We start from the raw sequence: 14869 nt of genomic DNA, 5'->3' as shown, positions 1-14869 counted from the left end.
CACGGCGGCCGCTCACCCCTTCTCATGTGCAGGCTAACAAGTCATCAGACCCCTTCATTCCGAGGCGAGTTGCAGCATTCTGTTAGGAGTTCTTACGGCGGTCCTGGGGACCCGACCCCAGGGAGACTGGATCGCGGAGCACCGCGGGCGCCTGGAACAGGTCCGGCAGACCTGGCCGCGCGAAGTCATCGAGACGGCCCCAGGAACCTACGAGTGGAGCCCCAATCGCAAGCGGTGACCACCTGATCCAGGCAGCCGACATCACGCTTTCAATCTCAGTAGCGACACCGACGCGATGTCGGCGAGTGCCCAGGGATAGTAGGTGATGCCCTCATCCGGGCGGTGCATCCAGCCGCGTCCGATTTCCGGGATGCCGAACTGCGCCGAGACTGACGCGATGTGCGGGATGAGACTCTCCGGCGCGTAGCGCCGTACGCTCTTGACGTACCGCCGTTCCGGTATGACCTCGAATTCGGCATTATCCATGCCTTGGATCATGGCACTTCCCTTCAGCCCCGCGCCCGCAAGCCCATGTCCTGAGTGTCCACTTCTACGACGACACCGCAGCCGGTGCGCGGGCGCCTTTCCGCCTTCTGCAGAGGTAGTCGGAAGAAAAAGTGCACCAGGGAGCGGAGGAAGGGGCACGGACGCCAGCCTACGACGCTGCCAGCCTTCCTGCCGTCGGCGAGAGCATGGCCCCGACGGGGCCGCCGCTCCTCTGGCTCAGTCGCGGCCGAGTAGGCGGTTGAGGAGTCCGCGTCGGCGTTCGGGCTGCACCGGAGGTGCTGGTGGTGAGGGTGGCTGGTGCGGAGTCGGTGTCGGGTTGTTTGCGGGGATCGGGGGGAGTGGAGGGGGTGTGGGCTGCGTGGCGGGTTCCTGTTCTGCCTCGGTGGTACGGGTGAGGGGGAGGGCGAGACGGGCCTGCTGGGTGGCGGCGGTATAGGCCGGGTAGGTCAGGCCTTCGGGCCAGGAGTAGGACGGTGCGCGGAATTCCTTTTCGGTGGGGGTGCGGCCGAGGAGTTCTTCGAGCTGGATGAGGCGGGGGGCTTGGGCCACGAGGCGGGTCATGGCCCAGCTTCGCTGGAAGCCGGGCACGTCGCCGCTGGTGTTGGTGACGTAGCGGCCGCCCAGGGCGTGGAACAGGTGGCGGCACAGGGCGGTACGGTCGTAGGGCAGCAGGTGGATGCGTTCTTGCTCAACGGGGGTCTTATCGCCGATGGCCGCGCACAGGGCGGCCAGGTCGCCGCCGAACCACCGGTTCGCGACGGGCGTGGCGATCCGGGCGAACTGCTTGACGGTCAGGGGTTTCCCGCGGCCGTTGGCGGCCCGGTTGAGCTCGCGGGAGACCTCCCGCAGCTGTCCTTCCCATGAGCCGAGCGCGGTCTCGAGGTGTTGGCGGGCCCAGGCCCGGCGGTGGCGGGTGATGATGTCGCGTAGGAGGGGGAAGCCGTCGCGGCGCTGGCCGACGGTTGTGGTGGCGGTGATGGTGTAGCCGTCGGGGTGGTCCATCTTGATGGGGCGCTGGATGTCCTGGGGCGGCCCCAGGCGCTGTTCTGCGTCGGCGAGTTCGGTGAACAGGCTCGGACCGACCGGGGTACCGGTGGCCTTCAAAGCGTCGGTGCGGCGGGCGTGGTAGTCAGCCAGGCCGTGCAGGTCGCTGCGGGCGTAGGGGCCTTCGCAGATGTACCACGCGCTCAGGGCGATTTCGTGCCAGAACGTGAGCGCGGGCCCGAACGCTTCGGCCATGCTGGCCTGGGGCAGCAGCGCGGAGACCAAGCGGTCGGGGTAGCGCGGATGGCATTCCGAGCCCCACAGCTTCTCGGTTTCGGCGAGGAGCTGCGGCGGCAGGACGCGCTCGTAGACGGGGGTGGGGAAGGCTTCGTCTTCGTCCGGCGGGATCCAGGGGTTGCCGACCAGCTCGAGCAGCGGCGGCTGGCCGGGGCGCTGGGCGGCGTGGAGGGCGTCGAAGGTCTCCCAGTAGCGGCGCAGCACGGTGACGCGCTGCTCGATGGGGGAGCGGATCTCGTCGCTGCCCAGGTAGCTGGCGACCATTGAAGCGACCTGCTCGACGGGCAGCTTCTGCTGTGCGGCGATCTGCTCGACCTTCGCGGAGGCGCGCACATACAGGCGGGCGGCGGGCAGGGTCGTGACGATCTGTTCGTCGTCGGCCGGCTGCTCGCCCAGGTAGTCGAGGAACGCTAGCCAGTCGCCGTCGAAGAACGCGGCGAGGGTGGGCTGCAGCGCCTTGGTGAGGACGGCGCGGGCGCTGGGGCGGCCCTTCTTCGCCTTGAGGTAGTAGCGCTGCACCAGCACCGCCAACTGAGTGGCGCGCCAGCGGGCGGTGGTGGTGGTGTCGACCGCCGGCGTGAGAGCGTGGACCAGGGCTTGGCGGGCGGCGATCTGCTGGTCCGTGGTCAGGCGGGACCAGCCGCCTCCCGGGCGCAGCCGGGCGAGCGCTGTTTCCACGGGCGCGGTGAGCAGGCCCAGGGCGCGGTAGCGGGCCTCGGCGTCGGCCCAGGCGGCACCGGCTGCGGTGGGCTCGAGGGCGCCGGCCTGCGGTCCGCGCAGGACCAGCGGGGCGAGCAGGTCGGTGGCGTAGGGAATGAGCAGCGCCCAGCAGGCGAACGCGTCCGGGTTGCTGGCGAGTGAGGAGCGCACGGAGACCATGGCGGCGATGTTCGCGGCCCACCGCGGGTTGCCCGTGTAGTAGGCGGGCAGATTGACCGGGCCGGCTTTGACCACCGTGCTCTCGGGCAGCCACCAGGCCCCCTTGGCCTGCTGCCTTGCGAGGTCGAACCAGCCGCTCATGGCTGCGCGCGCCGACGGCGACAGGCGCAGGGACAGGTGTCCGTCGGCGGACAGCTCCACCGGCGCCGTGCCGGTGAAGCTGGTCGTCATACCGGTCGCGGCCAGTTCCTCGAACGGAGCGAAGCGCCCCTCCTGTCCATCGGCACGTTCGGCCGCGAGGAAGGCGTCGGGGCCGGTGGCGGCCGCGAAGGTGCGGCCGAGGCTGTCAGTCATGCAGCGCTCGTACGACGTCGACGTATTGCTCGAACGACACGGGGCTGTCGGTGCCGGCCGCATACAGTGCGTAGCGCTGGGCGAGGGCTTCGCGTTCGCGTTCGGCGCGCCGAGTCTCGACGCGCTCGGAGTCGTGCACGACGCGGCTGGTGATCTCGCCGCGTTCGAAGAGCACGAACGCGTCCATCCGGCCGGTTTCGTCGCCGCCCCGGCTGCCGGGAAGCGGGGCGGTGCCGATCGGCTCGGGCGCGTCGTCGGCGACCGTGCCGGTAGCCGGGTCCATGTCGTTCTCGGCGTAGAGGGTGTCCAGGTGGTCGTCCAGGCCGAGCTCGGCGTGCAGGACGATATCGAGGAACTGCTGCTGGGGGCCCACCCGGCCCTGCAGCGAGGGGTGGGACAGGATGCGGATGCCGCGGCCGATGAACTGGTAGAACTCGCTGAAGCTGCCGTAGGGGCGCATGGGCACCACCAAGCAGATGGGCGGGAAGTCATAACCCTGGCCCAGCATCTTCAGCTGCACGATGCCGTCCAAGTCTCCGGCGTCCGACTCGAACCGCTCGCGGACCTTGGCGACGGCCGCATCGGTCATCGAGTGGTGCAGGACGTCGCAGGCGATGCCGTGCTCATCGGCCAGGCGCGCGATCTGCTCCGCGTGCTGGCGGCCCATAGCAGCGAACAGCACCCGCGGCTTGACCGGGAACAGCAGGTCGCGCTGCTGGTCGAGCAGGCGTTTCACGACGCGCATCACCTGGCGGATCGGCTCGGTCGACCTGGCCGTGATACGCGAGAGCTTGCGCTCGTCTTTCAGGACGGCCAGCAGCTCGTCCCGGCCGGTGATCTCCTCCCGGCGGCCGTCCGGCCACACCAGCTCGTAGGTGGTGGCCGCGCTGTCGGGGGTGAACCGGTGCACGCGCAGGTTCTTGGCGTTGCCGTCCGCGATGGAGTCGATGAGGCGGTACCGGTAGACCACCTCCGCATCGATCGGCTTGCCGTCCAGGCGGGTGAAGCAGGCACTCATCAGCACGACGCACGCCGAGGCGAAGTGCGCGAACAATCGCTGGTAGGACTCGGCCGCCGCGATGTGCGCTTCGTCTACGACGATGAAGTCCACATCGTCCGGGGTCAGCTTGGCCAGCAGATCGTCGGGGTCCTGCCCGCTGCCCAGGGAGTGGAAGTTCGTGATGATGACGTCGGCGGCCAGCAGCTTCTGCCGATCTACCTTGCGGACACCCCCGGCGTCCCGGTCCACCGTGAGCACCGAGGGCGGCCGGCACCCTGGGATCAGCGGGCCGCCTCGCAGCCCGTAGAGGGCGTTACCGACAGCCCGGTGGTCCAAAGCTGTGTCGAACGTCCCGCGGATCACGTTGCCCGGTGTGACGACCAGCGCGCGCCTGAGGGCCACGGAGAGCAGAGCGGCCACCCCCAGCGCGGTCTTGCCGGCGCCGACACTCATCACACACGCCGCCTTGGTGCCGCAGGCGGCGTAGAAGTCCTTCAGCGCGGCCAGCGCCTGCTTCTGGCACTCGCGCAACGTCCGCACATCGACGGCCTCTCGCGCAAGCGTGAAGTAGTCGCGGTCGCCGGCCACGGTGCTGATGCGCGGCGAGGGGCCGAAGGCGGCCCGGGGATCGGGGTCCATAGCGGGTGTCTCCACGAGCGGATGGGCGATGACAAGCAGGGCCAAGGCGGGGTCACGGGCCATGACCGCCTGAAGTTGGGCGACGCAGCGGGCCGTGTTGATACGGATGGAGTCGTAGGAGAACCGGACCACCGCGTGCCCAGCAGCAGTGATGTCGTTCTGCCGCAGCCGGTCGCGGGTGAACGCCTCCCGGCCGCTATGGGCCGCGAAGCCGTCGAGTTCGACCGCCACCTGCAGCCGGTCGCCCGCCACGAGATAGTCGAGCCGGTAGCAGTGCCCGCCCACATCCAGCGGCGCCTGCGCCCGCACTCGGTCGACGATGGCCGGATGAGCCGCAGGGGTCAGCACCCATCGCACGAACGCGTACTCCAGGAACGACTCGCTGGGCAGGACCTGCGCCAGACCGGGATGCCCCGTCATACGGCCGCGTCCTCAGCGGCCACACGCGCTGCCCGCTCCCGCGCTTTGCGGACGCGGGGCCTGTCACCGGCCCCGACGTGTTCGGCGGCTTCCGCCACCCACAGGGCATCTGCCAGCAGCCCCTCCGTGAGGTACATCTCCAGCAGCCAGTCCACGGCCCCTATGTACACGAACTGGCCCTCGGCGAACGAGACCGCGTCCGGAACGGCCAGGGCCAGCTGCAGATCCAGGCGGCACAGCCGCTCGATCTCGCCAAAAAGTTCCGGACTTGTCTGGCGTCGCCTACGCAGCTCCGCGACCGTGCTCTGCAGCGCGTAGTGGTAGTCCGACGCCTGGCCCGGGAGCTCGAGCACCTCCGCGAGGTTCACGAGCACCTCAGCGGTCGAGACGTCTTCGGTGCGCTGCAGGGCATGCTGCTGAGCCGGCGACTGGGTGGTGTTTCCCCACCACAGCGACGGCTCACGCCCCTGGAACCGCTCGATCCTTGGGCGTTGCCCCCAACCGGCGGCCCGTAGCCGGTCCATATTCAGACCGGTAGGAGGCTGATAGACCACTCCGCGTACCGCAGCTAACCGCGCATACCACCCGGGTGCCGCCACAACCCCCCCGTTCCAGAGCCTGCTTCCGCATCCTGGCAGGTATGTGAAGGTGATGTGATGGCCAACGGCGCTTCGTGACCCAATAGTTGCCGTGGCCACAGAGTCATGGTCCGTCCAGGCAGCAGCGCCGCGGGCACTTCCGCCCCTGACCGACTTCGCCGCCATGGCATACCGCGACTTCGAGGCCAGCACCACCCCTGCCGCGGCGGCGGTGCCCGTCGCGGCAGGACGGGGGTGGCGCAGGACAGTGGCTTCTGTGTTGGCACGCCCACCTGGCCGCCCTGCTACAGACTGGTTTGCTCGCGATCTCGAATGAAGGATGGATTCGCGTGATCTCTCTCAGTGGAGCGTCGTTGTCGCCGTTGGGGCAGCGGTTGAAAGAACTGCTGGGTGCCGAGCGTGCCGTGGGTGATCTGCGGCGTTACTTCGGCATAGGCATGTCACCCGGTGAGGCGACGTTCACCGGCAGCCGGTTCGAGCATCTGGCCGGTGGGGGAGACCAGCCGGAGATCGCCGACCGGATCACGGCGGAGGACCTGGTCGCGGTGCAGACCTTGTCGGTGACCGTTCCGGCTTCTGTCGCGCTGGACATTCTGGAGGGCACCCTCGGCGCGCAGCTGTCTGGTCTGCTGCACGACATCCCCGCGGACGTCGACATGGTCGACGCCGAAGCGGACGTCTTGGCCGGGGGCTCGCCGGCGGACCGGGCCTGGCACCTCCTCTGCGCACAGCACGGAGTTGACTGGGTCATCGCTGGGAAGCTCTTGGCTCGTAAGCGTCCGCAGCTGTTGCCGGTCTACGACAAGGTGGTGCGCTGCGCTCTGGGCCGCCCGCGCCCCTCGTTCTGGCTTGCGCTGCATGCCGCGCTGCGCGCGGACGACCGTTCCCTGCACCGCCAGTTGCTCGCGCTGCGCCAGGTCGCGGGGGTGCCGGAGACGGTGAGTGCGCTGCGGGTATGCGACGTGGCGGTGTGGATGGGGCACCGGTCGGAGGGTCACGCTTGTCCTCGCTGACTTCGGCAGCGAAGGTCCCCTCCGGTGTTCTGGCGTATGAGGGTGACGGACTTTACCAACCGTCACTGGGGTGTGTGGGACGTTCGCGTGGGGGGCCACCGGGGTGGGCAAGAGGTGCGGACTCGCGGCCGGGGTGCCGCCGGCGGTGCGGTCCTGGGGCTGGAGGAGGCGTGTCCGGCGCTGGGCGTTGCGGGATCCGGGGGCTGGGCCGTGATGCGCAGGAAGGAACATTGCTTGGTGATCGGGTTCAGCACCGCGACTTTCAGCGGGGTGCGGGCGGCGGCCTGGATGCGGGCCAGCCAGGTCTGGCCGGGGACCAGGATGGTCAGCTCGGCCGGCCACTGGGCGAGTGCCTGGGGATCGGGGCACACCACACCGGCGAGGGTGAACGCGCGGCCCGGGCTGGGCCTGCTGTAGACGAGCAGGCCGTTGCCGTGGGCGGGGCTCTGCACGCCGTACTCGACCGGTTTGCCGGATGCGCTGCGGAGCAGTTGCGTGAAGGCGGGCCACAGGTGGGCGTCTATTGCGGCGTGTTCGAGGAAGGCGGCCAGACGTTCCTGCTCGGCCTGCCGTTCCTGGGCCCGCTGCAGGGCGTCTTCAAGGCACCGTTCGGCGGCGGCGGCCCGCGCCGCGGCCGCCCGGCGGGCCTGCTCGGCAGCCCGGGCACGTGCGGCGGCCTCGGCTTCCGCCTCCATCCGGGCGCGGGCGGCCGCCAGTTGCACGTACGCGTCGGCCGTCCACCACACCGTGCCGCCCGGGCCGGTATGAGGGTGCACCCGCCCTTGGAGGATCCACCGGATGGCATCGCCGAGCGGGCATGTGATGTGGGTCCATCCCGCCGTCCCCGCCAGCGTGCGCGGAGCCCAGGCGTAGCGCGCCATGCCGTGCCGCACCGTCCAGCCGCCCCGCGGCCTTCGGGGTACTCCACCCGCAACGTGGGCACGGCACGCTGCCAGGGCCTGCCCTGCAGCCCGACCCAGCACACCCCACACCATCTCGTGCATAGCGGTCGGTGCGCATCCGCGCCTCTGGCGGCGTCATCGGCGACAGCTGCGCTTCCAGAGCCATGAACGCCCTGCCCTGCTCATCGAAGACCAGCACGTCGGCACGCCAGTTGCGCCGCTCGCTGCTCACCTCCAGCTCTGCTGTGAACCCCGCCGCCCGGGCGGCCGTGGCCAGCTCCAGCTTCAGCAGGTGGTGTTCGTACGACTCGTTCGCCAGCTCGCAGTCACGCGGCTGCTGCTGGTGGTAGAAGTGCCGGGCATGGTGTGAGGAGACCCGCGCGAACACCCGGCCCCCACACTCCGGGCACGCCAGCGGCACCCCCTTGACCCGATGGACGTCCTCCCAGGCACGGCCGCACCCGAGATCGTCCAGCGACGCATCCAGCCGCCCCCAGTCGGCATGGACCGCGGTGAACCCCATCCGCCCTCCCCCAGGCGCGCGGTGTCTCAAGCTCGGTGCCGGTGGCCCGTCGTTGGCCTCAGCGTCCCTGGGCAGGGCAGCGGCGGCGACGAGACTGCCGCTGCCGTCGCACGATGCCGGCCCACCCCCTCGGCGCGCAGGACACGCAGCGCCGCCTGAGCGGTGTCCCCGGGGGAGGGTGCACTGCTCCTTGGGGCTGCGCACGGCAGGCCGCCGTTCACCCGGCCACAGCCGGCCGGCCAGCATCTGCCGCCTGAAGGCCTGCGGCGGATCCGCTGGCAGGCAGGCAGCAGGGCAAGGGACCGAAGTCGGCAGCGGCGTGGCGTCGACCGCCGTGGTCACCGACTGCCGGCGGTGTCGCGGCGGGGCCGGTTCGGTTCCCGGCCGATCTGCGCGGCGACGTGCCTGATCTCTGCCTCGCCGTAGGCGGTGCGCACTCCGGAGGGGCTGTATCCGGCGTGGCGGGCGAGTTCCTCCAGTTGGCAGGGGCGGCTGCCGTGGAACTCCCTCCCGTAGGCCAGCAGTTGCCGGATCCGGGCGTCCACGGCCTCCTTCTGCGCCTTCAGGTCGTCCAGCGCCAGCAGCAGCGGGTCCGTCTCGAGCTCCTGGCTCGCGGCCTCCAGGCCGAGGGCGTCGTTGCTGCGCTGCTCCGCCACCTGTTCGCAGGCGTTGGCGTAGCAGTCCTCGGGGGTGACGGTGCCGGGTTCGGGCATGGGGTGGCGCAGGGCGGCCAGTTCTTCAAGCGGATGCATGGTGCGACCATCGCAACTATTTGCGATGGTCGCAATGGGCTGGCAGAGGACAGGGCGAGGAAGACATGGGCGGGCGGGGGCAGGAAGCCCGGCGCGGGTCGACGAGTTCTACGCCCACGCCGTCGTGCGCAGGTACGACCCGGAGGGCCGAGGTATCCCGCGCGTACTGAGCACGGTGTCCGTGGACCAGCGGAGGAGGGCGGGCGGTTTCCACTACGATGCCGACCGGCAGGACGCGCACCGCCGACCGCCGATGCTGTATCCCCGCCCGCGCCGGGGCAGCTCAGACGGCCAAGGTCCCCACCCGGGCCCGCGACACCCACCCGCACGACTGCGGGCAGGCGCGGGGTGCCCGGAGAGAAGACGTCATGCCACGCAACCAGTCCCGCGTCGGCCAGCGCGCCCGCGCCGCGCAGAAGGCCGCGGGCGGCACGGGCAAGTACACCGAGCTGCTGCGCGCCAAGCTCGGCCCGGGCGGCGTCCGCCGGGAGCCCGGCCACGCCGAGCCCGCCCGCCGTCTCGCCGCCCGGCTGCGCGCCGGCTTCGGCGCCGAGGGGGAGAAGGCGGCCCGCCTGGTGGATGCGGCGGTGGCCTGGGCGGTGAAGGATCGCGAACTCAAGCACGCCCTGTTGCGTACGCAAGGCGACCTCGCCGCCCGCGCGCGCCTGCAGCCCGCCGCGGACGAGCACGCCGCCAGCGAAGTCACGGTGCACGACACGCCCCTCGTCCAGGTCGTGTACATGGTGCTGGAAGCGGCCGCCTGGGAAGAGGCAGAGGTGAGCGCGGAGTTGCTGCGCGCGGCCGCGGACGTCCTGGACCGGCTCGTCGGCGCCAGCCACATCTGTAATCCCGCGATCTACGGAGTGCGGGCCGACGGATGGCTCACCGAGCCGAGGATGTTCGAGCGGATCTACACCACGACCGCCCCGGTCGCGGTCATCGCGGCAGCTGCCCTGCGCACGATGCGGGAAGCCGCCCGCATCCCCGACGAGGACGAAGCTACCGACGCCGACTGCATGTTCACTCTCCAGGAGGCGGCCCGCTTCGCGCGTACCGCCGCCGACCTCGCCGCCCGCCCGGCCGCCTGACCCACGGGGCTGGCCCGCTGTCCCGTACCCGCCTGGTACGGGACAGCCCCGGATCCTCACCGCGGAACGCCGACAGCGGCCTGTACGACGAGGGGCGGACCGTCTGGCACGCGACGCTGCCGGACAACCCCGAGGAACACGGCTGACCTGCCGTCAGGGGGTGACGTGCGCGCTGTCGAGCCGTCGGTGGACCATCGACAGGGTGGTCAGCAGTTCCAGCAGCTCCTCGTCGGTGACCGTGCGGTGAAGCCGCGGCTCGTGCGCGGCCGGATTGCGGAACATGCTGAACAGTCCCTTGACCAGGTTCGCCAACCCCTTCTGCTCGTCCAGCTCGGGCCCGGTGGCGTTCGCGTTGATGGGCACCCGAGCCGTGCCTTGGCCGGGCATGAGTACCGCGTCGACCAGGCGCGCCCCGTCCAGACCCAGGCCGGTGAGCTGCCGCAGCCGGTCGGCTACCGACTTGACCGCCTCCAGGCTGGCGTGGAAGGGGTTCTTGGCCAGGATCTCCAGCGTGCAGTAGCGCAGCACCTCTGGATGCGTGGAGCGGCGGCGCAGTTCCGACCGCAGCGAACTGGCGTGCTGGGCGGCCTCGTTGAGAGTGGCCGCGATCGGTCCCTTGGCGAGCTTTCCCTCGTCGTTGACCCGTAGCCCGACGTGGACGAGGACCTCGTTGAGATCGTCCCGCCGACGCGAGAACGTGTGCGGTTCCTGCGCGTAGCGCACGGGAGCCATCGCCTCGCTGATGAACGCGATCACGCAGTTGGCCGCTTGCTGGCGTGCCTGCTGCGCCAGCAGCGCCGCGGCCAGCCGGTCCCGCTTGTTGCCGCCCTCCGCGTCCGGCACTCTCACGGCCGCCAGCAGTTGCCCGATCTCCCGTCCGGTCAGCCCCTGCGCGGTGTCGCCGAGCACACCGGCCACCGCCGTGACGACCCGTGCGGGCCAGGGCTCGAATCTACGCGCTGCCATGTCCTTGCCACTTCCCCTCGTTTCATGGCCAACCGGCCAGGATGACACGGGCGCGGACAGGGCGGCTGCCGCTTTCCCGCGCCCACAAAGAACCGCGGCCCCCGGCATGTTCGTCCCGGGCCACGGCCGACCCCGGCGCAGCCGGGGAATGATGTCCGTGCGTACCTGCATCCGGCTGCGGCCCCGGGAGCCGTGGGCACCCGGGGCCGCTCATGCCTCTCGACCTGCGGCTATGTTGAACCGGCGTCCGTCCCCGCACCGGCGGGGCCGAATTGTGCCCGCCGGCCGATGTTGAGGGCCAGCGCGGCGGGTGTCTGCGTGAGGTCGACCCGCGGGTGAGCGGATCCGTCCACCGGGTTCAGCAGCCGGGCCGTCCACCCCTCGGCGTTGCGCACCACCTCCAGGGCGCTCTGGTCGGCCAGGGGCAGGATGGTCAGCAAAGACCAGGCCCCCCGCCGGGCCACGCCGGTCGTGGGGTGCGCGTAGTGCTCGGCCAGCCGGTCGCCGACCGCGCCGGCGCCCTGGCGGCACACGCTGCCCACGTACTGGCACCCGCGGCGGCTGTCCCACGCGACATACACCGCGCAAGTCGCCGCCGCCCGGCGGCGCACCGCATCCGGCCGGGCCGGGCACACCACCACCGGCGCATGCCTGCCGCCGCCCCGCACCACGTTGTCGTCGAGCACCGGGCCCACCAGCCGCAGCACCGGCTGCAGCGCCCGGCCGATCTGCGCGGGCAGCGTGAGAGGGGCGCTCACTCGGTGTCCTCCTCGTCCTCGTCGAACACGAAGAGGGAGGTGTCGACGGGCCCGAACTTCGTGAGGATCTCGGCGAGCTGGGCCAGCTGCTCGCGCTGGCCCTGGACAGCATCGAAGGTGCCGAACACCTGGTTGCCGCGCCTCTGGCTCATGCGGGCCAGCGCCCGCGCGGCCTTGGCGGCCGAGGTGATGCCCTGCTCGAGCGTCCGGCGCAGGCGGACGTCCTCCGGCTCGGGCTCCTGGTGCTTGCCCCCCGTCTTGGCCTTGGCCTCCGCGCGGTTCTTGGCGATGGTCTCCAGGGCCTGGGCCGGGTCGGCGGCGTGGACGAGGTCCCACTCGTAGTCGATGATCATCTGCTGGCCGGCCTTGTCGAGCATGGGCTCGCCGTCGCGGACCAGGACACCGTCGACCTCGCGCTCCTGGGTGTGGAACAGCTTGGGCAGCACGGCCGGGTCGGCGGCGACGTGGGCGCGGGCGATGGAGTGCAGCATCCGCAGCCCCCCGGCACTCCGCGCCAGCAGATCCAGCAGTTTCACCGGTGTCGCTCGGAAGGGCGCCTTGCGGGCCTCGCGGTCGGTGCCTTCCTTTGAGCCGCGGTCCCGGGTGATGTAGCCGTCGAGGATCGCCGCGGTGCCGCCCAGGACGGTCAGCTCCGCCACGGCGCCCGTCTCGCCGGCCACAGCGCGCTCGAGGATGTCGTCGAGGACCTCGAAGGTGTCCTCGCCCTTGGTCAGCTCCCATGGCTGCTTCCACACGGTGTCGGTGATCGTGCCGCCGTTGCCGAAGGCGCGCAGCGGCTGTTCGATGCCCTCCTGGCTGCGGTAGTCCGACAGCGCCATGGGCGCCAGACGCTCGCTGACCCGCTGCCGGTCGGCCTTGCCCATCCCGAATTCCTGCTTGATCAGCCGATTCATGGCGTCCGCGTGCGGCCCGGCGAGCACCGCGTGCTGATGGACCGCGGCCGACCACAGCCGGTGCGCCGGAACGCCGAGCAGTTCGTGCATGGCCTGCGCGCCCACGGTTCCCGACAGCACCCGGTGTACGTCCGGGGTGATCAGTCCCTCACGGTGGGCGTGCCGGTAGACCCGCTGCATGCCCTGTGTGTTCTGCGCCCCCGGGGTCCAGGCGGTGACGTGCACGTGCAGATTGGCCAGCAGGTCGTCCCGGGCCGCCACCAGATCCGCCAGCGGCTCGCCGCTGTCGGACCGTGCGCCGACGACGACGGTGGCCGGGAAGGCGAGCGTGTGGCCCTCGCGCCGGGTCGCCTCCGTCAGCACGAGCGCGGCCAGGTTCTTGCGGGTGCGCGCGGTCAGCTCGGCCACCCGCCGGCGCGCGGCTCCCTGCTCGGCACGGCTGCGCTCGCCGGGCTGGTCGGTCGAGCCGATGACGGTGCTGATGCAGGCCGAGATCGCCTGGTAGATGTCGCCGCCGGTGCGCGCCAGCCACATGCTCACCAGTCGGCTGTTGCCGTCGCCCGCGATCAGGAAGGTGTCCTCGCTGCCGTCGTCGTACACGACGCGCATCGCGAACAGCGTCAGCGGCTCCTTCACGCCCTGCTGGAGCACGCTCTGGGTGTAGTCGTTCTCGCCCTTCTGGGCGTAGAAGGTGTTGAGCATGCTCTCGGAGACCGCACTGGCCAGGGCCTTGCGGTCGCGCATGCGGACGGTGAAGACCGCGATCGGCTCGCCGGTCTCCGGATCGGTCAGCGTCTCGTACGAGGTCACCAGCGACGTGGGCGGTGCCGCGTCCATGGCCGTACGCAGCTGGTCCGCCCACCGCTGGTTGATGAAGTCGGGCAGGACGTCGAGGTCGAGGTAGCGGTCGTGCGGCGCGGTCGCGTACAGCGTGCCGCCGACGACCGGCTTGGCCGTCAGCAGGCTGACCGGCTCACCGCTCACCAGAGCGCGCAGCCGCGCGGGATCCACCGCGCCCGAGGTGACGGCGTTCGCCGCCGCCTCGTCCAGCGAGGTGTCGGGGTTCTCCTGCAGTGCCCTGCGCGCACCGCGGAGCCGGGTCACCGGCTGCGGGTCCGCCACCGGTGCGGGGCGGCGCAGCAGGGGAGGAAGGCCGTCGTCGGGTTCCTGCCCGTCCCGGCCGTCGAATGCGTCGATCGAAGTCATGGTCTCGCCCTCCCGGGCATCGCGCGCAGCAGGAAAACCCGCGGGCAGGGTCGCCCCTGCCTCCACTGCGCGCCGTCCGCAGGGGGCGGCGAGCGCCGTCACGATCCATCAGCGGCTCCCACGCCGTGACGTCCCGTGCCGACTGGCGTTCTACGTCGCCGACGAGCCGCTGGTCAGCCGGTCCGAGGACCGAACGCCCGTCGATGACGGGTGCCAGCTGCTCTCATGCCTCAGCTCGAAGTCTGTGACATGCAGTTTCCGTGTAGCCAGAGCGGTGCGCGGCCGGCACAGCGTTGCTGGACCGGCAACCCCTGAGTGTACGTCAGCACGAGCCGGACCACGCCGAGTTCATGGCGATCGAGGCCGCCGGATGGGGCACCCCTCGGGAGCCCTACCCGCACCTGTGCGACGACTGCAAGCAGCGGGCCATCACGGCCGAACGCCAAGCTGAGCAGGCTGAGCCAGTCGAGCGCCAGCACCAGGCCCAGCGCCAGGCGGTGCCTGGGCAGAGGGCCGGTGGCACCTGGCTCTCGCGTTTCCGAACCGGATCCCGGTGAGAGCTCCTGCGGGCATCCGCACACGGGTCACGTCTGCACCGCATAACTCGCAGCAGGAAGGAGGGAAGATAGGGATGATGTCGTGATGGTTACCCCACTGTTCGCCGCTTCGATGGCGGATTTGACGATTGAGCGCATACGGGCGCTGGCCGCGCGCCCGGATCAGCTTGAGAGCCAGACGCTGGAGTTCAAGCGCGAGTACTCCTCCAGTCTGTTGAAGTCGATCGCCGCCATGGCCAACACCTACGGCGGCATGATCCTCGTCGGCGTCAACGACCGCGCCGCCGACGGCGAAGACCGGGTCGTAGGCGTCGACGCACAGAGCGTGCTCGACCAGATCGTCAGCGGCTGCTACGAGAAGTTCGACCCGCCATGGGAGCCCAAGTTCATCACGGTGCCGCTCGACGACGGCTCCGGCCTGTCGGTCTGTCGTGTAGTTACGACATGAAAATGCTCCTGACCTGCTGTGCTTAGAGTTCGGAGGCGAAGCAGTGATCTTGAGTGGTATGGC

General features: G+C 70.6%; 12 protein-coding genes and 1 pseudogene. 3 read left to right on the top strand and 10 right to left on the bottom strand.

Annotation, left to right across the window (positions count from 1 at the left end; all coding sequences use genetic code 11):
* Positions 1-261 precede the first annotated feature (261 nt).
* The 4 genes from ACWD5Q_RS33730 to ACWD5Q_RS33715 all read right to left on the bottom strand — a co-directional run bounded on the left by ACWD5Q_RS33730 (position 262) and on the right by ACWD5Q_RS33715 (position 5604).
* Positions 262-498, bottom strand: coding sequence for a hypothetical protein (locus ACWD5Q_RS33730; protein ID WP_451430887.1), 237 nt, complete (start codon positions 496-498; stop codon positions 262-264).
* Positions 499-723: 225 nt separating this feature from the next.
* Positions 724-3021, bottom strand: a complete 2298-nt coding sequence (locus ACWD5Q_RS33725) for a hypothetical protein (protein WP_451430886.1) — start codon at positions 3019-3021, stop codon at positions 724-726.
* Positions 3014-5080: a DEAD/DEAH box helicase family protein gene (locus ACWD5Q_RS33720; RefSeq protein ID WP_451430885.1), complete on the bottom strand. Its 2067-nt coding sequence runs from the start codon at positions 5078-5080 to the stop codon at positions 3014-3016. Before ACWD5Q_RS33720 ends, ACWD5Q_RS33725 begins: the two co-directional genes overlap by 8 nt.
* The gene (locus ACWD5Q_RS33715) at positions 5077-5604 is read right to left on the bottom strand and encodes a hypothetical protein (protein WP_109445564.1); all 528 of its coding nucleotides are present in this window, start codon (positions 5602-5604) and stop codon (positions 5077-5079) included. Before ACWD5Q_RS33715 ends, ACWD5Q_RS33720 begins: the two co-directional genes overlap by 4 nt.
* A gap of 404 nt (positions 5605-6008) precedes the next feature.
* Here ACWD5Q_RS33715 and ACWD5Q_RS33710 point away from each other — a divergent pair, with 404 nt between their 5' ends.
* Positions 6009-6692, top strand: coding sequence for a DUF6308 family protein (locus tag ACWD5Q_RS33710; RefSeq protein ID WP_241968033.1), 684 nt, complete (start codon positions 6009-6011; stop codon positions 6690-6692).
* Between the two features lie 62 nt (positions 6693-6754).
* On the opposite strand, the gene ACWD5Q_RS33705 is transcribed toward ACWD5Q_RS33710, so the two are convergent.
* From ACWD5Q_RS33705 to ACWD5Q_RS33695, 3 genes and pseudogenes are all read right to left on the bottom strand, one after another.
* Positions 6755-7573: a hypothetical protein gene (locus tag ACWD5Q_RS33705; protein ID WP_451430888.1), complete on the bottom strand. Its 819-nt coding sequence runs from the start codon at positions 7571-7573 to the stop codon at positions 6755-6757.
* A gap of 166 nt (positions 7574-7739) precedes the next feature.
* Positions 7740-8117: pseudogene (locus ACWD5Q_RS33700) on the bottom strand (competence protein CoiA); the annotation flags it as partial.
* Between the two features lie 338 nt (positions 8118-8455).
* A complete protein-coding gene (locus tag ACWD5Q_RS33695; RefSeq protein WP_451430884.1) occupies positions 8456-8869 on the bottom strand; it encodes a hypothetical protein in 414 nt (137 codons plus the stop codon).
* A gap of 368 nt (positions 8870-9237) precedes the next feature.
* On the opposite strand from ACWD5Q_RS33695, the gene ACWD5Q_RS33690 reads away from it, so the two are divergent.
* Positions 9238-9957: a hypothetical protein gene (locus tag ACWD5Q_RS33690; protein WP_451430883.1), complete on the top strand. Its 720-nt coding sequence runs from the start codon at positions 9238-9240 to the stop codon at positions 9955-9957.
* 153 nt (positions 9958-10110) lie between these two features.
* On the opposite strand, the gene ACWD5Q_RS33685 is transcribed toward ACWD5Q_RS33690, so the two are convergent.
* From ACWD5Q_RS33685 to ACWD5Q_RS33675, 3 genes are all read right to left on the bottom strand, one after another.
* Positions 10111-10923, bottom strand: coding sequence for a TIGR02391 family protein (locus tag ACWD5Q_RS33685; RefSeq protein WP_451430882.1), 813 nt, complete (start codon positions 10921-10923; stop codon positions 10111-10113).
* 230 nt (positions 10924-11153) lie between these two features.
* Positions 11154-11681 carry a hypothetical protein gene (locus ACWD5Q_RS33680; RefSeq protein ID WP_451430881.1) on the bottom strand — a complete coding sequence of 176 codons (528 nt, stop codon included), beginning with the start codon at positions 11679-11681 and terminating at the stop codon, positions 11154-11156.
* Positions 11678-13801: a hypothetical protein gene (locus tag ACWD5Q_RS33675; protein ID WP_451430880.1), complete on the bottom strand. Its 2124-nt coding sequence runs from the start codon at positions 13799-13801 to the stop codon at positions 11678-11680. Before ACWD5Q_RS33675 ends, ACWD5Q_RS33680 begins: the two co-directional genes overlap by 4 nt.
* A gap of 642 nt (positions 13802-14443) precedes the next feature.
* Here ACWD5Q_RS33675 and ACWD5Q_RS33670 point away from each other — a divergent pair.
* A complete protein-coding gene (locus tag ACWD5Q_RS33670; protein WP_451430879.1) occupies positions 14444-14806 on the top strand; it encodes an AlbA family DNA-binding domain-containing protein in 363 nt (120 codons plus the stop codon).
* The last annotated feature ends 63 nt before the right edge of the window (positions 14807-14869 follow it).

This window comes from Streptomyces sp. NPDC002513, assembly GCF_053595355.1.
This window is presented reverse-complemented; position numbering and strand designations above follow the sequence as displayed.